The 21,111-nt window shown below is 70.4% G+C and carries 19 protein-coding genes; 6 read left to right on the forward strand and 13 right to left on the reverse strand.

What is annotated here, in order from left to right; all coding sequences use genetic code 11:
• Nucleotides 1–27: 27 nt before the first annotated feature.
• From AC0NZN_RS02055 to rplU, 5 genes are all read right to left on the reverse strand, one after another.
• Nucleotides 28–1,320: a glutamate-5-semialdehyde dehydrogenase gene (locus tag AC0NZN_RS02055; protein WP_474590597.1), complete on the reverse strand. Its 1,293-nt coding sequence runs from the start codon at nt 1,318–1,320 to the stop codon at nt 28–30.
• Entirely contained in the window at nt 1,317–2,156 is an 840-nt protein-coding gene (gene proB, locus AC0NZN_RS02060) for a glutamate 5-kinase (protein ID WP_474590598.1), read from the reverse strand. Before proB ends, AC0NZN_RS02055 begins: the two co-directional genes overlap by 4 nt.
• Entirely contained in the window at nt 2,153–3,697 is a 1,545-nt protein-coding gene (gene obgE, locus AC0NZN_RS02065) for a GTPase ObgE (protein ID WP_474590599.1), read from the reverse strand. The genes proB and obgE overlap by 4 nt, the downstream gene beginning before the upstream one ends.
• Nucleotides 3,698–3,806: 109 nt before the next feature.
• Complete coding sequence (gene rpmA, locus AC0NZN_RS02070; RefSeq protein ID WP_474590600.1) at nt 3,807–4,064, reverse strand: 50S ribosomal protein L27; 258 nt, start codon at nt 4,062–4,064, stop codon at nt 3,807–3,809.
• A 20-nt stretch (nt 4,065–4,084) separates the two neighbouring features.
• Entirely contained in the window at nt 4,085–4,393 is a 309-nt protein-coding gene (gene rplU, locus AC0NZN_RS02075) for a 50S ribosomal protein L21 (protein ID WP_474590601.1), read from the reverse strand.
• 239 nt (nt 4,394–4,632) lie between these two features.
• Between rplU and AC0NZN_RS02080 the strand changes: the two genes are divergently transcribed.
• Both AC0NZN_RS02080 and AC0NZN_RS02085 read left to right on the forward strand, forming a co-directional pair.
• Complete coding sequence (locus AC0NZN_RS02080; RefSeq protein WP_474590602.1) at nt 4,633–4,911, forward strand: DUF4031 domain-containing protein; 279 nt, start codon at nt 4,633–4,635, stop codon at nt 4,909–4,911.
• The gene (locus AC0NZN_RS02085; protein WP_474590603.1) at nt 4,908–5,516 is read left to right on the forward strand and encodes a TMEM175 family protein; all 609 of its coding nucleotides are present in this window, start codon (nt 4,908–4,910) and stop codon (nt 5,514–5,516) included. Before AC0NZN_RS02080 ends, AC0NZN_RS02085 begins: the two co-directional genes overlap by 4 nt.
• 22 nt (nt 5,517–5,538) lie before the next feature.
• Here AC0NZN_RS02085 and AC0NZN_RS02090 read toward each other — a convergent pair whose 3' ends face one another.
• Nucleotides 5,539–7,905 (reverse strand): Rne/Rng family ribonuclease, encoded by a 2,367-nt coding sequence (locus AC0NZN_RS02090; protein ID WP_474590748.1) that lies wholly within the window; start codon nt 7,903–7,905, stop codon nt 5,539–5,541.
• 375 nt (nt 7,906–8,280) lie between these two features.
• Here AC0NZN_RS02090 and AC0NZN_RS02095 point away from each other — a divergent pair, with 375 nt between their 5' ends.
• The gene (locus tag AC0NZN_RS02095) at nt 8,281–8,925 is read left to right on the forward strand and encodes a vitamin K epoxide reductase family protein (RefSeq protein ID WP_474590604.1); all 645 of its coding nucleotides are present in this window, start codon (nt 8,281–8,283) and stop codon (nt 8,923–8,925) included.
• 76 nt (nt 8,926–9,001) lie between these two features.
• On the opposite strand, the gene ndk is transcribed toward AC0NZN_RS02095, so the two are convergent.
• The 4 genes from ndk to ileS are packed head-to-tail and all read right to left on the reverse strand — an operon-like array spanning nt 9,002 to nt 14,673.
• The gene (ndk, locus tag AC0NZN_RS02100) at nt 9,002–9,415 is read right to left on the reverse strand and encodes a nucleoside-diphosphate kinase (protein WP_474590605.1); all 414 of its coding nucleotides are present in this window, start codon (nt 9,413–9,415) and stop codon (nt 9,002–9,004) included.
• A gap of 1 nt (nt 9,416) precedes the next feature.
• Nucleotides 9,417–9,944, reverse strand: coding sequence for a DUF4233 domain-containing protein (locus tag AC0NZN_RS02105; protein WP_474590606.1), 528 nt, complete (start codon nt 9,942–9,944; stop codon nt 9,417–9,419).
• Nucleotides 9,941–11,293 carry a bifunctional folylpolyglutamate synthase/dihydrofolate synthase gene (locus tag AC0NZN_RS02110; RefSeq protein WP_474590607.1) on the reverse strand — a complete coding sequence of 451 codons (1,353 nt, stop codon included), beginning with the start codon at nt 11,291–11,293 and terminating at the stop codon, nt 9,941–9,943. The genes AC0NZN_RS02105 and AC0NZN_RS02110 overlap by 4 nt, the downstream gene beginning before the upstream one ends.
• Nucleotides 11,290–14,673, reverse strand: a complete 3,384-nt coding sequence (gene ileS, locus AC0NZN_RS02115; RefSeq protein ID WP_474590608.1) for an isoleucine--tRNA ligase — start codon at nt 14,671–14,673, stop codon at nt 11,290–11,292. Before ileS ends, AC0NZN_RS02110 begins: the two co-directional genes overlap by 4 nt.
• 328 nt (nt 14,674–15,001) lie before the next feature.
• Here ileS and AC0NZN_RS02120 point away from each other — a divergent pair, with 328 nt between their 5' ends.
• Both AC0NZN_RS02120 and AC0NZN_RS02125 read left to right on the forward strand, forming a co-directional pair.
• A complete protein-coding gene (locus tag AC0NZN_RS02120) occupies nt 15,002–16,339 on the forward strand; it encodes an MFS transporter (RefSeq protein WP_474590609.1) in 1,338 nt (445 codons plus the stop codon).
• The gene (locus AC0NZN_RS02125; protein WP_474590610.1) at nt 16,336–16,995 is read left to right on the forward strand and encodes a hypothetical protein; all 660 of its coding nucleotides are present in this window, start codon (nt 16,336–16,338) and stop codon (nt 16,993–16,995) included. The genes AC0NZN_RS02120 and AC0NZN_RS02125 overlap by 4 nt, the downstream gene beginning before the upstream one ends.
• Here AC0NZN_RS02125 and AC0NZN_RS02130 read toward each other — a convergent pair.
• From AC0NZN_RS02130 to AC0NZN_RS02140, 3 genes are read right to left on the reverse strand one after another with little or no spacing between them, the layout of a single operon-like run.
• A complete protein-coding gene (locus AC0NZN_RS02130) occupies nt 16,897–18,327 on the reverse strand; it encodes an MFS transporter (protein WP_474590611.1) in 1,431 nt (476 codons plus the stop codon). The genes AC0NZN_RS02125 and AC0NZN_RS02130 overlap by 99 nt on opposite strands.
• Nucleotides 18,328–18,354: 27 nt before the next feature.
• Complete coding sequence (locus AC0NZN_RS02135; protein ID WP_474590612.1) at nt 18,355–19,107, reverse strand: PDC sensor domain-containing protein; 753 nt, start codon at nt 19,105–19,107, stop codon at nt 18,355–18,357.
• Between the two features lies 1 nt (nt 19,108).
• Nucleotides 19,109–19,873, reverse strand: a complete 765-nt coding sequence (locus tag AC0NZN_RS02140; RefSeq protein ID WP_474590613.1) for a FadR/GntR family transcriptional regulator — start codon at nt 19,871–19,873, stop codon at nt 19,109–19,111.
• A 107-nt stretch (nt 19,874–19,980) separates the two neighbouring features.
• Between AC0NZN_RS02140 and AC0NZN_RS02145 the strand changes: the two genes are divergently transcribed.
• The gene (locus AC0NZN_RS02145) at nt 19,981–21,102 is read left to right on the forward strand and encodes an ABC transporter ATP-binding protein (RefSeq protein WP_474590614.1); all 1,122 of its coding nucleotides are present in this window, start codon (nt 19,981–19,983) and stop codon (nt 21,100–21,102) included.
• Nucleotides 21,103–21,111: the final 9 nt, after the last annotated feature.

Consider the following 21,111-nt stretch of genomic DNA (forward strand, 5'->3'; position numbering starts at 1 on the left):
GCAGAGCGCTCCCGCCAGTCTATGCCGTCAGCCGCGGACTTGTCCGGAGCCGCGCGCGAGCCACTTGGTGCTCGTCAGCTCCGGCAGCCCCATGGGCCCTCGCGCGTGCAGCTTCTGCGTGGAGATGCCCACCTCGGCGCCGAAGCCGAACTCGCCGCCGTCGGTGAAGCGGGTGGACGCGTTGGCCATGACGACCGCCGAGTCGACCTCGGCGAGGAATCGCTCGGCGTTCGCGTCATCCAGCGTGATGATCGATTCGGTGTGATGCGTGGAATAGGTGCGGATGTGCTCGAGCGCCTCGTCGAGGTCGTCCACGACCCGCATGGCGAGGTCGAGGCTCATGTACTCGGTCTGCCAGTCGGCATCCGTCGCGGGCACGACGCCCGTGGCCAGTGCGGCGACCGTCTCGTCGCCGTGGATCGTGACACCCGCATCCTGCAGAGCCTCGACGACCGGGATGACCAGTCTGGATGCCGCGTCGCCGACGACGAGCACGGTCTCCACCGCATTGCACACGCTCGGGCGCTGGACCTTGGCGTTCACAACGATGTCGCGGGCCCACTCCAGCGGCGCGCTCTCATCGAGGACGATGTGGACGACGCCGGCGCCGGTCTCGATGACCGGCACGGACGACTCGGTCACGACCGTGTCGATGAGCTGTGCGCTCCCCCGCGGCACGAGCACGTCGACGATGCCGCGCGCGTTCATCAGCTGGCGGGCGCCGTCGCGGCCGAAGTCGTCGACCGTCTGGATCGCCTCGGGGTCGATGCCCTGCTCGGCCAACGCGTCGCGCATGGCCGTGATGAGTGCGGCGTTGGATCGCTCGGCCGCCGTGCCGCCGCGCAGGACGACCGCGTTGCCGGATCGCAGCGCGAGCGCCGCGATGTCGACGGTGACGTTCGGTCGCGCCTCGTAGATCGAGCCGACGACCCCGAAGGGCACCGACACCTTCTGCAGGCGCACACCGCTCGGCAGCACGCGCTCGTCGAGCATGCGGCCGACCGGATCGGGAAGCGCCGCGACGTCGCGCACAGCGGCCGCGAGGGCGAAGACCCGGGGCTCGTCGAGCCGGAGACGGTCGAGCAGCCCCTCAGAGAGTCCGGCCGCACGACCGCGCTCGAGGTCCTCCGCGTTCGCGGCCACGACAGCCGCCGCCGCGGACTCGATGGCTCCCGCCATGGCGAGCAGCGCGTCGCGCTTGCGCTCGTCGGAGAGCAGGGCGATCTGGCGCGCGGCATCCTTCGCGAGCAGCATGCGCTCGCGCGCGGTGCCGGCGGTCGCCGCGGTCGAGATCCCCGTCGAGATCACCCTCGAGATCATCTCGTCAGTGTATCGGCGGTGTGGACGGGCCCGGTCGCCATCGGCAGCGCCACCACGTCGTCCGGCGCGAACCACGTGCCCACATCCTGGCCCGACAGCGCTTCGTCCACCAGGTCGGCGCTCGTCACGAGGACGCCGGTGCCCGCGGCCGCCGCGAGCCGAGCGGCGGAGACCTTGGTCGCCGCTCCCCCCGTTCCCACGCTGTTGACGACGGTGGAGCCGAACTCGAATTCGCCGAGATCGGCGCCGAACGGCACCGTGCGGATGGGCTCGGCGCCCGCCTCGTGCGGCGGGCGGGTGTAGAGGCACTCGATGTCGCTCAGGAGGACCAGGCCGTCGGCGCCGACGAGGTGCGCGACGAGCGCCGCCAGGCGGTCGTTGTCGCCGAACCGGATCTCGTGCGTGGCGACCGTGTCGTTCTCGTTGACGATCGGGAGGATGCGCAGCCCCAGGAGCCGCTCCATCGCGCGCCGCGCGTTGGAGCGGTGGGTCGGATCCTCGAAGTCGCCCGCCGTCAGCAGCACCTGACCTGCGACGATGCCGAACTCCCGCAGCGCCTGCTGGTAGCGGTAGATCAGCACGTTCTGGCCGACGGCCGCAGCGGCCTGCTGGGTCGCAAGATCCGTGGGCCGCGTGTCGAGGGCGAGAAAGGGCATGCCGGTCGCGATGGCGCCGGACGAGACGAGCACGACCTCGGTGCCCCGCGCGTGCGCGGCGGCGAGCCCCCGCACGATCGGATCGATCTTCGCCGCGTTCTCGCCGCTGATCGAGGACGACCCCACCTTCACGACCACCCGGCGCGCGCCGCGCAGCTCGGATCGATCGCGAAGGGTCACTCCTCGCCCTCCAGCTCGAACTCGGCCGTGCTGGCCAGTCGCTCGGATTCCAGCTCAGCCGTCGTCATCAGCCGTTCGGCCTCGAGCTCCGCGCGGGCGGCGGCCTTGGCATCCATCATCTCGTGGTAACGCTCGCGGCGCTGGGCCGTCGTCCGACGCGCGTTCTGGTCCAGGCGCGGGTCGGTGCCGCGCGGAGCGGTCATGAGCTCAGCCGTGGAGCTCAGGGCGGGCTGCCAGTCGAAGACGATGCCGGCGCCCGCGCCGATCACGACGGTCGCGCCCGGCGTCGCACCCACGCGGAACAGCTCGTTCTCGACCCCGAGCTTCTCGAGGCGATCGGCGAGGAAGCCGACGGCCTCGTCGTTCTGGAAGTCGGTCTGCTGCACCCACCGCACCGGCTTTTCGCCCAGGATGCGGTACACCGGCCCGTACGTGCCGCCCTCGACGCGCACCGTGAAGTCCGTGTCGGCGCCCTTCGGGCGGATGACCACGCGCGGCGAGGCGGGCTTCGACGCCTCTTCCGTGCGGTGGCGGGCGATGATGTCGGCCAGCGCGAAGTTCAGCGGGCGCAGGCCCGCGTGGCTCACGGTCGAGATCTCGAACACCCGGTAGCCGCGCGCCTCGAGGTCGGGGCGGACCATGTCCGCGAGATCCTTCGCCTCGGGCACGTCGATCTTGTTGAGCGCGACGAGCTGGGGCCGCTCGATGAGCGGCACCTGGCCCTCGGGCACGGGGTAGGCCGCCAGCTCGCCGAGGATGACCTCGAGGTCGGTGAGCGGGTCGCGCCCGGGCTCCAGCGTCGCGCAGTCAAGGACGTGCACGAGTGCCGTGCAGCGCTCGACGTGGCGCAGGAACTCGAGGCCGAGTCCCTTGCCCTCGCTCGCGCCCTCGATGAGGCCGGGCACGTCCGCGACCGTGTAGCGCACGTCGCCGGCCTCGACGACGCCGAGATTCGGATGCAGCGTCGTGAACGGGTAGTCGGCGATCTTCGGACGCGCGGCAGACATCGCGGCGATGAGGCTCGACTTGCCCGCCGAGGGGAACCCGACGAGTGCGACATCGGCGACGGTCTTGAGCTCGAGGACGACGTCGCCCTCCCAGCCGGGAGTGCCGAGCAGCGCGAAGCCGGGGGCCTTGCGCTTCGTGGTCGCGAGGGCCGCGTTGCCGAGGCCGCCGCGGCCGCCGGGCGCGACGATGAACCGCATGCCCGGATCGAGCATGTCAGCGACGACCTTGCCCTCGGCATCCTTCACGACCGTCCCCACCGGGACGGTCAGCTCGATGTCCTCGCCCTCGGCTCCGGAGCGGTGGTCGCCCATGCCGAACCCGCCGTTGCCGGCGGCGCGGTGCGGCGAGTGGTGATACGAGAGGAGCGTCGTCACCTGCGGGTCGGCGACGAGCACGATGTCTCCGCCATCACCGCCGTTGCCGCCGTCGGGGCCGGCAAGCGGCTTGAACTTCTCGCGTCGTACCGAGACGCATCCGTTGCCGCCCTTGCCTGCGCGCAGATGCAGGGTGACGCGATCGACGAAGGTGACCATGCCGCTCCTCACGTTGTGTCGTCCCGGAGATCTCTACGGATTCTGCCGGAAATGGGCGAGGGGCGGGCCGAAGCCCGCCCCTCGCGAAAGCTGCGAAGTCGCCTCGGAATTACTCCGCGGCCGCCACGATGTTGACGACCTTGCGGCCGCCCTTGGTGCCGAACTCGACAGCACCCGCGGCAAGCGCGAACAGCGTGTCGTCGCCACCGCGTCCGACGTTGGCGCCGGGGTGGAAGTGCGTGCCGCGCTGGCGGACGATGATCTCGCCGGCGAGGACCTGCTGGCCGCCGAAGCGCTTCACGCCCAGTCGCTGAGCGTTGGAGTCACGACCGTTACGGGTGGAGCTTGCGCCCTTTTTGTGTGCCATCTCTGCGTCTCTTCCTGGACTTACTTGATGCCGGTGACCTTGACGCGCGTGAGGTCCTGACGGTGCCCCTGGCGCTTCTTGTAGCCGGTCTTGTTCTTGAACTTCTGGATCACGATCTTCGGGCCGCGCTCCTCACCGAGCACCTCCGCGGTGACAGACACCTTCGCGAGAGCGTCGGCATCCGTCGTCACGGCGTCGCCGTCGACGAGGAGGACGGCGGGGAGCTCGATCGTGTCGCCGATCCGGGCCTTCTGGCGGTCGAGCACGACGACCGTGCCGACCGACACCTTCTCCTGCCGGCCGCCGGCGCGCACAACTGCGTAAACCACTTCACACCTGTTTCGTCTGGGAGCCGAGGGCTCCGAATTGTCTGGGAAGACGGGAAGTCCTGGTGCGGGCCACCTGCGGGCCGCAGGGCGACCCGTTCGGGGACGGGCGTCGGCCACAGTCCCGGGGACGCAACGCACCAAAGGAATACTTTACCCGATGCCCCGCCCTCAGGCAAAAGCGCGAAGCCGCGGCGCGACTTCCCGCCCTGCGCACTCACTGCTCGCTCTAGGATCGGCGGGTGGCCATCCTGATCGACGACCCGCGCTGGCCGGCACACGGACGCCTGTGGGCGCACCTCGTCAGCGACGAGAGCGTCGACGAGCTGCACGCGTTCGCCGAGGCCAACGGCGTCCCTCGACGAGGCTTCGATCGCGACCACTACGACGTCCCCGAGGAGATCCACGCGCGGCTCATCGAGGCCGGCGCGGAGCACGTCGACGGGCACGAGCTGGTGCGCAGGCTCATCGCCTCGGGACTGCGGGTCACCGCGCGCGAGCGGCGCGAGGATCTGCCATGACCTCGGCGCGGCTGGAGGCCTTCAGCGACGGCGTGCTCGCCATCATCATCACCGTGATGGTGCTCGGTCTGGCGGTGCCCACGGGCGACGGATGGGCGGACCTCCTGCACACGTCCGGTCTCGGCCTGCTCACCTACCTCTTGAGCTTCGTGTACATCGGCATCTACTGGAACAACCACCACCACCTGTTCCAGCTGCACCCCAGCGTCAGCGGCGGGGTGCTGTGGGCCAACCTGCATCTGCTGTTCTGGCTGTCGCTGTACCCGTTCACCACCGCATGGCTCACCGAGACCCACGTCGCGCTGGTCCCGACGGTCGTGTACGGGCTGAATCTCCTCGGCGCCGCGATCGCCTACTTCGTCCTTCAGAACACCATCGCCCGGCAGCCCGGTGGCGAGCGCATCCGCGAGGCCTTCGGTCGCGACCTCAAGGGCTGGGTGTCGCCGGCCCTCTACATGCTCGGGATCGGACTCGCTTTCATCGTGCCGTGGCTCGGCCTCGTGCCGTTCATCATCGTCGCCGTGATCTGGCTGGTTCCCGATCGCCGGATCGAGCGTTACCTGAAGACGCACCAGGACACGCTGGACGAGGACGACGTCGGCTGACGTCGTCCTCGCACGGCGCGTGCTACTCCGCGTCGGGCGTGTGCACCACAGGCGTGCCGGGAAGGCCCGCCGTCGTCACGCGGCGCCGGCTGCGGCCCTGTCCGGGGGCCTTGGGCTCCGGGAGGGCGTTGAGCACCGAGTCGAGCAGGATCTCCTTCTCGGTCTTCGGGGCATTGCGTGCGGTGTCAGTCTTCTTGCGGCGCTTCTTGCGCTCCGGCGTCTGCAGCTCGACGGGGGCCGTCTCCGCCATCCCCGCGGTGGCATCCATCTGCAGGTCGTCGAGATGGACCTCATCGTGCGGGTGGATCGTCGAGGCCGCGATCTGCGCGAGCGCCGACTTCACGCCCTCCGTGATGACATGCGTGCCGGTCGTCGAGGTGGTCGTCGCGGGCGCACTGGATCGCGGCGGGCGGCGGCTGCCGCCGTTCCCGTTCCCGTTGCCGTTCGTCGCGGGAGCGCGGTGCTTGACGACGGGATCGTGGTGCACGACGACACCGCGGCCCGCGCACACCTCGCACGGCTCGCTGAAGGTCTCCAGCAGACCCAGGCCGAGCTTCTTGCGCGTCATCTGCACGAGCCCGAGCGAGGTGACCTCGGCAACCTGGTGCTTCGTGCGGTCGCGGCTCAGGCACTCGACGAGGCGACGGAGGACGAGGTCGCGGTTGGACTCGAGCACCATGTCGATGAAGTCCACGACGATGATGCCGCCGATGTCGCGCAGCCGCAGCTGACGGACGATCTCCTCCGCGGCCTCGAGGTTGTTCTTGGTGACCGTCTCCTCGAGATTGCCGCCCGAGCCGACGAACTTGCCGGTGTTTACATCGACGACGGTCATCGCCTCGGTGCGGTCGATGACGAGCGAGCCGCCCGACGGCAGCCAGACCTTGCGGTCGAGGGCCTTCTCGATCTGCTCGGTGACACGGAACTGGTCGAACGGGTCCCTCTCGCCCTCGTACCGCTCGACGCGCTCGAGGAGGTCGGGCGCGACGCTCGCGAGATAGGTCTCGATCGTGCGCTGCGCGTCTTCGCCCTGGATGAGCATCTTCGAGAAGTCCTCGTTGAAGACGTCGCGGACGATCTTGACGAGAAGGTCGGGCTCGGAGTGCAGCAGGGAGGGCGCCTGGATCGTCTCGATCTGCCGGCTGATGTGCTCCCACTGGTTCGTGAGGCGCTGGACGTCGCGCGTCAGCTGGTCTTCGGTGGCGCCCTCGGCGGCGGTGCGGACGATGACGCCCGACGACTCCGGGAGCACCTCCTTGAGGATCTTCTTCAGGCGCGCCCGCTCGGTGTCGGGGAGTTTGCGCGAGATGCCGTTCATCGCGCCGCCGGGGACGTACACGAGGTAGCGGCCCGGGAGGGAGATCTGGCTCGTCAGGCGGGCGCCCTTGTGGCCCACAGGGTCCTTCGTGACCTGCACGAGCACCTTGTCGCCGGACTTCAGCGCAAGCTCGATGCGGCGCGGCTGGTTGCCGGTCTCGACGCCGTCCCAGTCGACCTCGCCGGAGTACAGCACCGCGTTGCGGCCGCGGCCGATGTCGACGAACGCGGCCTCCATGCTCGGAAGCACATTCTGGACGCGACCGAGGTAGACGTTGCCGATCAGCGACGCATCCTGGTTGCGCGCGACGTAGTGCTCCACGAGCACCTTGTCCTCGAGGACGGCGATCTGGATGCGGCCGTTCTTGGAGCGGACGATCATGACCCGGTCGACGGCCTCACGGCGCGCGAGGAACTCTGCCTCGGTCACGACGGGACGGCGACGGCCCGCCTCACGGCCGTCGCGGCGGCGCTGCTTCTTCGCCTCGAGGCGCGTCGAGCCCTTGATGCGCTGCGGCTCCGTGATGAGCTCGACGGCACGCTGGCGCGGCTGGGCGACGGGCTGCTGCTGCTCTTCGGACGCGTCGTCCCGGCCGCCGCGGCGGCGACGGCGGCGCGAGCTGCTGCTCTGGCCGTCCTCGACCTCGGGCTCGGGCCGGGCCGCGAGGACGGTGATCTCCGGCGCGTAGAAGTGGAGCTGCGTCGACACCGAGGAGACGAACACCTCGGGCAGGAGGCCGAGCGAGACCGCCGTGACCGGCGTCGCCTCGGACTCTTGCGCGACCTCCGACTGCTCCGGCTGAGACGCTTCGACGTGCTCGGGCACGTCGACGGACTCGGGGACCTCGGCCGCCTGCGGCTGCTCGGTGGTCTCGGGCAGCTCGACATCGGGTCCCTCCACGGGCCCGGGGACCTCGTCGGAGGGCACGAAGAGCTGCGGCGCCTCGACGTTGTCGGGGTCGGCGGACTCCTCGACCGCAGCGTCCGCAGCCTCGTCGGAAGCGGGCGTCAAGGACGCGGCATCCGATACGTGCTCGAGGTCGGGGTTGTCGTTGTTGTTCTCATCGGCCATCACCGGCGTACTCCCAGCGGGGCGACACCGCGCGTCGCCCGGCGAAATCTCGTGCGGCGCCGCACCTGCGGTGCCGCGAACTCACTCGGTCTGCAGTCGGCCCGCGGCGCGAACTGCGGGGGCTGTCATCGCCCCGAAGTCTTCTGTGATGCGCTGCTGCGGCGCGGCCGCATGTGCGCATCGACCCCCATTATCGCACCAAGATGGCCTTCAGCGCGAAAGCGGCGCGTCGACGCGCGCAGCGTGGCGGATGCCGGCGCGCACGACAGGAGCCGGATCGCGCATCCGAGACGCTCTGATGTCGCCGCGCACATCCGATCGTCCGAGGCGCCGCATGGCAGGGACTGCTGGGCGAGGGATGCCATAATCCGAGACATGGCGCAGACCACCGCGACGACCGTCCCCTCCGAGACGTCCGCCCCCTCCCGCCCGACCGTGTTCGCCATCTGGCTCATCATCGCCGGCGTCATCGGTTGGTGGGCCGCCTTTCAGCTGACCGTCGAGAAGTTCCACCTGCTCGCGAACCCCGGCACGAAGGCATCCTGCGACATCAGCATCCTCGTGCAGTGCGGAAAGAACCTCGAGTCGTGGCAGGGCTCGGCATTCGGGTTCCCCAACCCGATCATCGGTCTCACCGCATGGATGGCGCCGGTCGTCGTCGGCATGGCGATCCTCGCCGGGGCGCGCTTTGCGAACTGGTTCTGGGTCCTGTTCTGGCTCGGATTCGTCTTCGCGTTCGGCTTCGTGTGCTGGCTCATCAGCCAGAGCATCTTCGTCCTGCTCACGCTGTGCCCCTGGTGCATGGTCACGTGGGCGGTGACGATCCCGTCGTTCTACGCCGTCACCCTGCATCTGTTCCGGACAGGCGTCTTCCCGGTGCCCGAGCGCGGTCGCGAGATCGCCGACCGGCTCATGGCGTGGGTGCCGCTCATGGCGATCGTCAGCTACTTCGTCATCCTGCTCATCGCGCAGGTGCGCCTGAACGCCATCGTGAACATCTGGCAGACGCTCTTCCGCTGATCAGCCGCCGGCGCCGCCGCAGCGGCCGCGGGGGCGCCCCCGCGCTGCAGCCCGCCGATCGCGGGCGCGCACGCTGTCAGAACCAGATGTCGAGCTCGCGCGCGGCCGACTCGGGGCTGTCGGAGCCGTGCACCAGGTTCTGCTGGACTTTCAGGCCCCAGTCCCGACCGAAGTCACCGCGGATCGTTCCGGGCGCGGCGGTCGTCGGGTCGGTGGTGCCGGCGAGCGACCGGAAGCCCTCGATGACCCGGTTGCCGGCGACGCGGATCGCGACTGCCGGGCCCGACATCATGAACTCGACCAGGGGCTCGTAGAAGGGCTTGCCCTCATGCTCGGCGTAGTGCCGCTCGAGACGCTCGCGGTCGGGCTCCACCAGCCGGATGTCGACGAGTGCGTAGCCCTTCGCCTCGATGCGGGCGAGGATCGCGCCGGTCAGCCCGCGGGCGACGCCGTCGGGCTTGACGAGGACGAGGGTCTCTTCCATGGCCATGTCAGACTCCGTTCGAGGATTCGGGCGAGGATGCCGGGGTTTCGGGCGCCGCTGCCGGAGGCTCTGCCCCCGATGCAGCGGTCTCACGCGCACGGCGCGCGTTGCGCCGGTCCAGTGACGCCCCCTTGATCGTCGCATACCCCCACATTCCGCCGAAAATCAGCGCGATGATCAGGATCGCCGGCACGAAGAACGCCGCCAGTGCCACGATGACCTGGAGGATCCAGCCGACGACGATCGCCCACCGGTACCGCAGGAGCCCGGAGAGCAGGATCATCAGAAGGGCGACGACCGCTCCCCCGACGATGCCCCACCACGGCTCGACGCCCGCAGGCGTGGCCTTCAGTCCGTAGACCACGAGGCCGGCGAGGAACACGACGACCGACTCGAAGCCGAGCACGATCGCGCCGAGCGACTCGGCGGCGCCGCGCTGCCGGCGCTGCCGCGGGGGCTTCACCGCGGGCGCCGGGCCGGTCGCCGTCTCGGCCGACGTCGACTCCTCCGCGGGCGTGGCATCGCCTTCGCTCACGACTCCCACCCGGCCTTCCAGTCCTCTGCGGTGGCGAGCGCGAGGGCCTGGCCGGCGAGCACCACCGACCCCGCGATCACGACGGCGCGACGATCGGATGCCGCGGCCCACGCGCGCGCCGCCTCGGCGGCGTCGGCGAGATCGGGGTGGACGGTGACGGGCAGATCGACCCTCTCGACGAGATCGGCGATCGCATCCGCGTCGCTTGCGCGCTCCGATGCCGGAGCGGTCGCGAAGACGTGCGCGGCGATCGGGGCGATCTCCACGACGATGCCCGCCGCATCCTTGTCGGCCAGCACGCCGAGCACGACGCCCCACTCGTCGAAGTCGAAGGATGCGCGCAGCGCCTCGACGAGCGCGTGGACCCCATGCGGGTTGTGGGCCGCATCGACGACCACCGTCGGCGCGACGCCGACCAGCTGCAGGCGCCCAGGCGAGGTCGCCGCACCGAGTCCCTCGGCGAGGACGTCACCGGTGATCGGCTGCGTGGCGCCCCCGATGAGCGCCTCGACGGCCGCGATCGCGAGCGCCGCATTGCGGGCCTGGTGGGGCCCGTACAGGGGCAGGTACTCGTCGTCATAGGTGCCCGCGAGTCCGCGGACGGAGATCTGCTGGCCTCCGACGGCGAGCCGGTCGTCGGTGAGGGCGAAGTCCTCGCCCTCGAACGCGATCGTCGCACCGTGCGCGGCGGCGGCGGATCTCAGCACGGCCTCGGCCGCCGCATCCTGCCGCGCCGACACGGCCGCCGCGCCGTCCTTGATGATCCCCGACTTCACCGAGGCGATCTCGGCGATGGTGCCGCCCAGGCGATCGGTGTGATCGATGCCGATCGGCGCGAAGACCGCGACGTCGCCGTCGGCGGTGTTCGTCGAGTCCCACGAGCCGCCCATGCCCACCTCGATGACGGCGACGTCGACGGGCGCATCGGCGAAGACCACGAACGAGAGCGCCGTCAGCAGCTCGAAGAACGTGAGCGGCGCGTCGTCCGCCCCGGTGAGCTCGGCGTCGACCAGCTCGACGAACGGCGCCAGCTCCTCCCATGCGTCGGCGATCGCCGCGTCTTCCGCGGGCTCGCCGTCCACGACGATCCGCTCGGTGAATCGCTCGAGGTGCGGGCTCGTGAACAGCCCCGTGCGCAGCCCGTGCGCGCGCAGGAGGCTCTCGATGATGCGGCTCGTCGAGGTCTTGCCGTTGGTGCCCGTGACGTGCACGACCCGGTAGGTGCGCTGCGGGTTGTCGAGCAGGTCGAGCAGGCGCTGCGTCCGCTCGACGCGCGGCTGGACCCAGCGCTCCCCCTGGCGGGTCAGCAGGTCGGCGTACACCGCATCCGCCCTGTCGCGGGCGTTCATGCGCGCACCCCCGCCCGCGTGACCGCGATGTACATGCCGCCGGTGTTGGCGTAGGTGCCGGCGGGCACATACCCCACGTGCTCGGGGTCGCCGCCGAACACGATCGCGTGCCAGGTCTCGGGCGGTGCGTCGTCGGGGATGTGCAGGCCTCGGCCGTTGACGAGGATGTCGTGCGCGGTGGCGAGCGTCTCGCCGGCCACATCGGCGACATCGAACGCCGAGGCGACGGCGTCCCCGTCGAGGTGATGCAGGAACAGCAGCTGCAGACGGATGCGGTCGCTGACGTCGAAGCCGGCGGCCTTGCGGGTGTCCTGCACGGCGCGGATGACGTCGCGCGCAAGGCCTTCGGCCTCGAGCTCCGGTGTCGTCGTCGTGTCGAGCAGCACGAATCCGCGGGAGGGCAGGAGGGCGAGCGCCTCGCCGTCCGGACGACCGGAGGTCTCGAGCACGAGGTCGTACTCGCCGGGCTCGAGCCGGATGCCGCCCGCCGTGACGACCCCGTCGACCGCGCTCCAGTCGCCGGACTTCGCGCCGGCGATCGCGTGCTGCACCTGCTTGCCCAGGCGCGGACCCGCCGCGCGGGCATTCACCGACAGGCGGTTCGTGATGCCGTAGGCGGCGGCCGTGCCTTCCTCCAGCTCGACGAGCTCGACGGATTTCACGTTGAGCTCGTCCCGGATGATGCCCTCGAACTGTGCGAGGGACGCGGCATCCGTCGTCACGACCGACAGGCGCGCGAGCGGCAGGCGCACGCGCTTGCCCTCCTTCTTGCGCAGCGCATTGGCGACGCTGGACACCTCGCGGACGGCATCCATCGCGGCACGGATATCGGATGCCGGCGCGAACGCGTCCGCATCCGGCCAGTCCTCCAGGTGCACGCTGCGGCCGCCGGTGAGTCCCTGCCACACGCGCTCGGCGATCAGCGGGATGAGGGGCGCTGCCACGCGAGTCAGGGTCTCGAGCACCGTGTAGAGCGTGTCGAAGGCCTCGGCGTTCGACTCCGCGCCCACCCAGAACCGGTCGCGGGAGCGCCGGATGTACCAGTTCGTCAGCACCTCGGCGAAGTCGCGCAGGCGATCCGCGGCCGTCGTCGAGTCGAGGCCCTCCAGGTCTCCGGCGACCTCGCGGACGAGGTCGCCCGTGCGGGCCAGGATGTACCGGTCGAGCACGTCCGTCGAGTCGGTGCGCCAGGATGCCTCGTACCCTCCGGCGGAGGCGTTGGCGTAGGTCGCGAAGAAGTACCACGCGTTCCACAGCGGCAGGAGGAACTCGCGCACACCGGCGCGGATGCCCTCCTCGGTGACGATGAGGTTGCCGCCGCGCAGCACGGAGCTGCCCATGAGGAACCACCGCATCGCGTCGGAGCCGTCCCGATCGAACACCTCCGAGACGTCCGGATAGTTCCGCAGCGACTTCGACATCTTCTGCCCGTCGCTTCCGAGCACGATGCCGTGGCATGCCACACCGGTGAAGGCCGGGCGATCGAACAGGGCCGTGGACAGCACGTGCATGAGGTAGAACCAGCCGCGGGTCTGCCCGATGTACTCGACGATGAAGTCGGCCGGGGCGTGCGTGTCGAACCACTCCTGGTTCTCGAAGGGGTAGTGCACCTGGGCGTACGGCATCGAGCCGGAGTCGAACCACACGTCGAACACGTCCTCGATGCGGCGCATCGTGCTCGCGCCCGTGGGGTCGTCCGGGTTCGGGCGCGTCAGCTCGTCGATGTACGGGCGGTGGAGGTCCACCTCGCCCTCGGGGTTGCGCGGCAGCGTGCCGAAGTCGCGCTCCAGCTCCTCCAGCGATCCGTACGCGTCGACGCGAGGGTGGGCCGGGTCGTCGCTCTTCCAGATCGGGATGGGCGAGCCCCAGTAGCGGTTGCGGCTGATCGACCAGTCGCGAGCGCCCTCGAGCCATTTGCCGAACTGCCCGTGCTTGACGTTCTCCGGCACCCAGGTGATCTGCTCGTTGTTCGCGAGCATCCGGTCCTTGATCTCGGTGACACGCACGAACCAGCTCGACACGGCTTTGTAGATGAGCGGGTTCCGGCAGCGCCAGCAGTGCGGGTACGAGTGCTCATAGCTCGCCTCGCGCAGGAGGCGTCCACTCTCGCGCAGCAGGCGGATGAGCGGTCGGTTCGCATCCATCCACAGCTGCCCGGCGACATCCGTGACCTGGGGAAGGAAGCGCCCGCCGTCGTCCAGGCTCATGATGAGCGGGATGCAGGCGGCCTCGGTCACGCGCTGGTCGTCCTCGCCGTAGGCCGGCGCCTGGTGGACGATGCCCGTGCCGTCGCTCGTCGTGACGTAGTCGTCGACGAGGATGCGCCAGGCGCGCTGCGTTCCCCACGCCTCGTCGGCGTAGTAGTCGAAGAGCCGGTCGTAGGCGACGTCGACGAGGTCGGCGCCGAGAACGGTCTGCTCGACCGCATCTTTCGCCGCCTCTGCCGAGTCGTAGCCGAGGTCCTTCGCGTAGCCGGCCAGCAGGTCGGCGGCGAGGAGGTAGCGATGCGCCGTGGCGCCCTCGGGATCGTCGCCGGCGGGGATGTCCGCTGCGCCGTTCGGTCCGCCCGGCACCACGACATAGCCGATCTCCGGACCCACCGCGAGCGCGAGGTTCGTCGGCAACGTCCACGGGGTGGTCGTCCACGCGAGAGCGCGTACGCCAGTGAGCCCGAGCGCCTCGGCCTTCAGACCGACGAGCGGGAAGGTCACGGTGACCGACGGGTCCTGGCGCATCTTGTAGACGTCGTCGTCCATCCGCAGCTCGTGCGAGGACAGCGGGGTCTCGTCGCGCCAGCAGTACGGCAGCACACGGTACCCCTCGTACGCGAGGCCCTTGTCGTAGAGGGTCTTGAACGCCCAGAGCACGCTCTCCATGTAGGAGACGTCGAGCGTCTTGTAGCCGCGCTCGAAGTCGACCCAGCGGGCCTGACGGGTGACGTAGTCCTCCCACTCCCGCGTGTACTCGAGGACGGAGGCGCGGGCCTTCGCGTTGAAGGTCGCGATTCCCATCCGCTCGATCTCGTCCTTCTCGGTGATGCCCAGCTGCTTCATCGCTTCGAGCTCGGCGGGCAGCCCGTGCGTGTCCCAGCCGAACACGCGGTCGACCTTCTTGCCGCGCATCGTCTGGAAACGCGGGAAGAGGTCCTTGGCGTACCCGGTCAGGAGGTGGCCGTAGTGCGGCAGGCCGTTCGCGAAGGGCGGACCGTCGTAGAAGACCCACTCCTGCGCGTCCTCGCGCTGGGCGATGGATGCCCGGAAGGTGTCGTCGGTCTTCCAGAAAGCGAGCACATCGCGCTCGATGTCGGGGAAGCGCGGGCTCGGGACGACGGGGCCGTTGTCGGCCGCAGGGCCGAAGGAGGAGGACTTGGGGTAGGTCATCTCATCTCGCAGGTGCTCGCTCGTGTGCTGCCTGCCGGGACGACGCGTCCTGGATACTGACCCAGGTGCGCCGCGGTACCACCCTGCGTTGCCGGACGACAGCCCTTCCGAGCTCTCGTCGGCCCCTCTCACAGCGGCTGTGACGGGCCTGCCCCGCTCGGTTCTAATGAGGGCCGAAACCCCGTTCTTCCGAGAGCTCCCCGGTGATGGCCGGATCGATGCTGCGCGCCCAGTCTACGGGGTCGAGCGGCGCCGCGCCCGATCGCTCCCCGAGGGCGCGGGGAATGCGGCATCCGGAGCCCGAGTTGTTGGACTCGTGCCAAGATCGATGTCCGTGACTGCAGCATCCCCCGTTCTCGCTCCGTCCACACTGCCCACCCGTCGCGTCGCGTGGGCGTCGATGGTCGGCACCTCCCTCGAGTCGTTCGACTTCTACGTCTTCGCCTACTTCTCGGCCTTCTTCATCGGCCCGCTCTTCTTCGAGCCGCTCGGGCATTTCGGCGGCACGCTGGCGTCGTTCTCGACCGTCGCGCTGGCGTTCGTCATCCGCCCGATCGGCGCGATCGTGTTCGGCCACATGGGCGACCGGCTCGGGCGGCGCGCGACCCTCCTGTGGACCGTCGCGATCATGGGCGTCGCCACAGGGCTCATCGGCGTCCTGCCGACGTATGCCCAGGCGGGCTGGGTCGGGGCGGTCCTGCTGGTCCTGCTGCGCCTCATCCAGGGCCTGTCGCTCGGCGGCGAGTGGGGCGGCTCGATCCTGCTGGCGACCGAGCACTCGGGGCGCGTGAAGCGCGCGTTCTACGCCTCGATCCCCCAGCTGGGCTCGCCGGTCGGCTCGACCCTGACCGCGATCGTGTTCCTCGTGATGGCGACCGCGCTGCCCACCGCCCAGCTCGCCGCGTGGGGGTGGCGCATCCCGTTCCTCCTCGCGTTCCCGCTGCTCGCCGTCTCGCTGTACCTTCGCTGGTCTATCGACGAGACGCCGGTCTTCCGGGAGGTCGTCGCCGAGCACCGCCGCGACCGGCTGCCGATGCTCGCGATGTTCCGCCAGGCTCCGGTCGCGCTCCTGATCGCGATCGGCGCCGCCGTTCTCGGCATCGGGTCGTACTCGCTCATGAACACGTACACGATGGAGTACGGCTCGGCACAGCTGCATTACGACTACACGCAGCTCCTGATCGCGACGACGATCGGCAGCCTGCTGCAGTTCGTCACCATCCCGCTGTTCGGCGCGTGGGCGAACCGCATCGGCTCCGCGAAGGTCGTCATGTGGGGTGCGCTCGGCACGCTCGTCATCGCGTTCCCGATCTACTTCCTGCTGCAGACCGCCTCGTTCGGCGTGCTGGTCGGCATGATGATCATCGGCGGAATCCTCCCGACCGCTGCCTGGGCGGCCCTCGGCGGTCTCATGAACGACCTGTTCCCCGACCACTTCCGCTACTCGGCACTGTCGATCGCCTACGCCGTCGCTGCGACGATCAGCGGCTTCGTGCCCCTCGTCACGCTCGGGCTCGGTCAGGCCACCCACTACGCGTGGTGGCACCCGGGAGTCGTGCTCGCGGTTCTCTCGGCCGTCACGCTGCTGTGCGCCTGGCTCGCCGCACGGCGGCCGCGCGTTCCGGAGTCGGAGTCCGAGGCGGCTGCAGAGCTCGCGAACGCATGAGCGCTCGGAGCACGGGCGAGCCGCAGGCGCCGCGGATCTCTGCGCCCGATCTGCCCGATCGCCTCGACGACATCGACCGGCTCGACGCGGGCGACGATGTCGTCCAGGCGCGCATCCGGGGTCTGGCAGGCGACGTCGATGCGGCTCGCGCGACGGTGGCGGAGAGCGTCGTGGAGGGTGACGTCGACCGACTGGACCTCACGCTCGCGCGGCTCACCGACGTCGAGGTCGCGGGGCTGCGCGCGACCGAGCTCGTCGCGACGCGCGGGTCGTGGCGCAACGTGCGGATCGCCGGCGGGCGGATCGGCGCGCTCGACCTCGCCCGGGCCGAGCTGTACAGCGTGGAGCTGCGCGGCGTGCGGATCGACTACCTGACCCTCGGCGAGGCGGATGCATCCGACCTCCTCATCGCGGACTGCACCATCGGGACCCTCGACCTGCCGGGCGCGAAGCTCTCACGTGTGCGCTTCGAGGGCACGCGCGCGGACGAGGTCGACACGCGCGAGCTGCGGTCGACGCACGTCGACCTCCGGGGACTGGATGCGGTCGCCTTCACCTCACCCGCCGGGCTGCGCGGGGCCACCCTCGCGTCGCGGCAGGTCGAGCTGATGGCCGCCGACCTCGCCTCCGCCCTCGGCATCGACGTCCGCGACTGAGGCGATCGCGCCCGTGCGGCGCCGCAGCGCCAGCACGAGTCCGGCGATGCCGATGATCGCGAACACCCCGTAGACGAGCGCGAGGCTGGGGCGCGGCATCCATCCCGCCGTGTGCAGGGCGGAGTAGAGCCCGCCCCCGAGCAGCGCCGCCCACGCCGTGCCCGCCGTCTCCGCGAACGCGATGAGGGCGCCGGCCGTCGATGCCGAGGCGCTGAGGCGGAACGGCTCGGTCGACAGCAGCGGATAGGCGAGCCCCATCCCCCAGCCGGCGAGGCCCGCCGCCGCGACGGACAGGACGATCGCGACAAGGCCGGATGCCGTGGCCACGGTCACCGCGAGCGCCACGGTCGCCACGACAGCGAGCGCGATGCCGACGATCACGCGATCGGGTCGCGCCTCGGGCCGCGGCCGGAGTCCCGCAACCGACCAGGCGATCAGGCCGGCCATGAGCACTCCCGCAGCCCAGACGACGGTGAACGAGAAGCCCTCGATGACGGCGAGCGAGAGCAGCTCGTACGCGCCGAAGAACGCGGCGCAGAGGATCGCGAACGTGATCAGGATGCGGGCGGCGGCCGCGCCGCGCAGGAGGAAGACGACGATCGCGGCCGCCGCTCCGGCGACGCCGACGGCGAAGGCCGCGATCGCCCAGGACCCGGATGCGGCGGATCCCCACGCGCCGAGGGCGAGGCATCCCGTCACCACGAGACCCGCAACAGGACGGACGGGCTCGTGACGTCGCTGCCAGGGGATCCCCCGGACCGCCGTCCCCATCGCGATGCGCGCCACCACGACCGCGACCGCGGGCCAGCCGATCGCCCAGCGCCACCCGGCGAACTCGGTGATCACCCCGTTCAGCGCCGGGCCGACGAGCGAGGGCAACAGCCACACGAAGGCGAACAGGCCCATGACCCTCGGCCGCTCGCGCTCGTCGTAGAGGCCGCCGATCGCCCCCATGCCGAAGCCGCCCATGAGCCCGCCCGCGACGCCCCGCACGAGCGAGCCGATGAGGACGACCATCATCGTGGGTGCGAACACGCACGCCGCCGCGCCCACGACGTACAGCACAGTGGCGGCCAGCAGCACCGTCCCGGGGCGCACGCGGGCGAGGATCGGCGCCGCGAAACCGAGCATCAGCACAGCGGAGACGGTGCCGGCGGCGAGGGTCGCACCGAAGAGGGCGTAGCCGTCGAGATCGTTCGCGATGACCGGAAGCACGGTGGTGTACGCGATCCCCTGCATGGCCGCGGCGAGCTCGGCGAGAAGCAGCGCGGCGAGGAAGGACCCCCGCGCACCGTGGAAGATCTCCCGGAGCGGGATGCGGTCGGTCGTCATGTCACGCGGCTCGCGGCGATCGGGAGATCACGCCTCGACGACGAGCGCGAGCGAGGTGTCGCCGCACGAGACGACGAGCGAGCCGTCCGGCAGCGTCAGCGAGAGCGGCTCCCAGGATGCCTGACGCAGGGGCGCGAGCGCATCGGCGAGACCGTCGCGCCGCAGGAGCGCGCCGGTCGCCGTGCGCGGAAGAGCGGACGAGACCACGCGCCCCGAGGCGTTCACGAGGGTCGAGGGCATACCCGCGCGCAGCACGGGCAGGAGCTCCTGCTCGAGCCGGGCGACATACACGTCGACTCCGGCCATGCCCACCGTGACGCCGTCCACGACGACGGGCGTCGTCACCGTCACGGTGTAGTCGTCGGTGCAGAGGTAGTCCACATACGGGCCGGTGAGATGCCGCGCTCCGCTGGCCGCAGGCACGCGCCACCACTCGAGCGCCGTGTAATCGCGGAATTCGTCGGCATCGGGGTCGTCGACCGTGACGAGCCGCTCGATGCCCGCCGCCCGGCGGAGCCACCATGCGAGGTGCCAAGGCGCGTCGGGAAGGATGCCGGGCGCCGCGACGAAGCCCGCTCCCGTGATGAGTCGCGCGTCGCTGCTCAGGTCCGGAGCGACGAGGTCGTGCACGAGCGCGTCGAGCTCGACGACGGAGGGGATGGATGCGGCGAACCTCCTCGCGATCTCGTCGCGCCACGCATCCACCAGGGCGAAGACGGGGTCGAGCGTGCCGGCGATCCGCGCCGTCATCCCCTCGATCCCGGTGGCGATGACCGTCATGTCAGGCTCCTCTCTCGGCTACCGCCTCGAGCCGCGCCTTCTCATCGATGAGCCATTCGACGGCGTCCTGGATGAGCGCCGTCGTCGCGGCGCGAGAGGCGACGGGGTCGGCCGCACGGAGGGCGGCGGCGACGCCGCCGCGCGCAAGGCTACTCCGTTCCCGCATGTCGTGGTCGCGCATGCACATCCACAGCAGCGCTCCGCCCTCGGCCTGCAGCCGCAGCTCCTCGCGCACGAGCCGCGGCGACTGGCTCATCGCGGCGACCTCGAGCTGGAAGCGAGCGACGGCCCGGCGCGCGCCCCCGGCCGTCGAGATGTCGGCCCGCCCTTCGAGAGCCGCCAGTGCGGCGAGGTCATCGTCGCTGGCCCGATCAGCCGCGCTCTCGGCGGCGGACGCTGCGATGGCGACGTAATGCAGCGCGTGGTCGCGCAGCTCGATGCGACTGGCCTCGCGCAGGCGCGCCTCCATGGCATGAGCGGATGCGTCGCGGTCGGAGGTGATGAAGCTGCCCCCGCCGCGTCCGCGCCGCGTCTGTACCATCCCTCGGTCGCGGAGCGCCTCGAGCGCCTCACGCGCGGTGACCACGGCCACCCCGAACTGGGCCGCGAGCGCGGACTCGCTGGGCAGGCGCTCGCCGTCGCGCAGAAGGCCCGCGATGATCGCGTCCGCGATGCGGCGCTCCACGAGGGCGGCCCGACCCGAGCCGTCCAGAGGCGCGAACACCACGGCGCGCGTCGCGTCGGCACCCGCCGAGGTCTGCGGCATCCGTCCTCCTCTTCGAAGCGGACCGAGACTCGACCGTAACATGCACCACTGGACAAAAGCATCTGGATCCATAGGATTTATCTCGCGAACGCATCGAAGGAGATGCCATGACCGAGTCCACGGCGTCGGGGCCGACATCCCCCGACGCGACCCCCGCCATCCGTCTCTCCGGCCTCACCAAGGACTTCGGAGGGGTGACCGCCGTCGACCACGTCGACCTGGACATCGCCGCCGGAGAGTTCTTCTCGATGCTCGGCCCGTCCGGCTCGGGCAAGACGACCGTCCTGCGTCTCATCGCCGGTTTCGAGCGCCCGACCTCCGGTTCGATCGAGCTGTTCGGGCAGGATGTCACGACCTCCGCCCCCTTCGACCGCGATGTCAACACGGTGTTCCAGGACTATGCGCTCTTCCCGCACATGAACGTCCTGGAGAACGTGGCGTACGGCCTGCGCGTGCGCGGGGTCGGCCGCAAAGAGCGCACCGAGAAGGCGCTCGCGGCGCTCGCCTCGGTCCGCCTGCAGGATCTCGCGCAGCGCAAGCCCTCGCAGCTCTCCGGCGGACAGCGTCAGCGCGTGGCGATCGCCCGCGCCACCGTCGTGCAGCCGAAGGCGCTGCTGCTCGACGAGCCGCTCGGCGCCCTGGATCTGAAGCTCCGCGAGCAGATGCAGGTCGAGCTGAAGCAGATCCAGCGCGACCTCGGCATCACCTTCATCTTCGTGACGCACGACCAGGAGGAGGCGCTCACCCTCTCCGACCGCATCGCCGTCTTCAACGCCGGGCGTATCGAACAGCTGGGCACTCCTGCCGAGCTCTACGAGCGACCCGCTTCGCACTTCGTCGCCGACTTCGTCGGCACATCGAACCTCTTCGACGAGACGATGTCGTTCTCGCTGCTCGGGCGACACGGCACCCACTCCCTGCGACCCGAGAAGATCACGGCCTCGACCGAGGCGGCCACGGGCCCGGGCGTCCGCAGCGCCCGCGGGACGATCGCCGAGGTCATCTACCTGGGCAGCGCCGTGCGGATCGTTGTCGACCTCGACGCGGGCATGCGCATCACGGCCCTGGAGCAGAACGTCCGCGGTCGCGCCGTCGGCGGGCGGGGCGACGCCGTGCACGTCTCGTGGCACGACGACGACGTCGTGGCGATCGCCGGATCGCCGGGCGCGCCCCTGGACCCCATCACCGCAGAACCTCTCACCTCGCTTCTGCCGGGCGTGTCCGGCTGAAGCACCACC

This window comes from Microbacterium sp. sgz311019 (assembly GCF_056135325.1).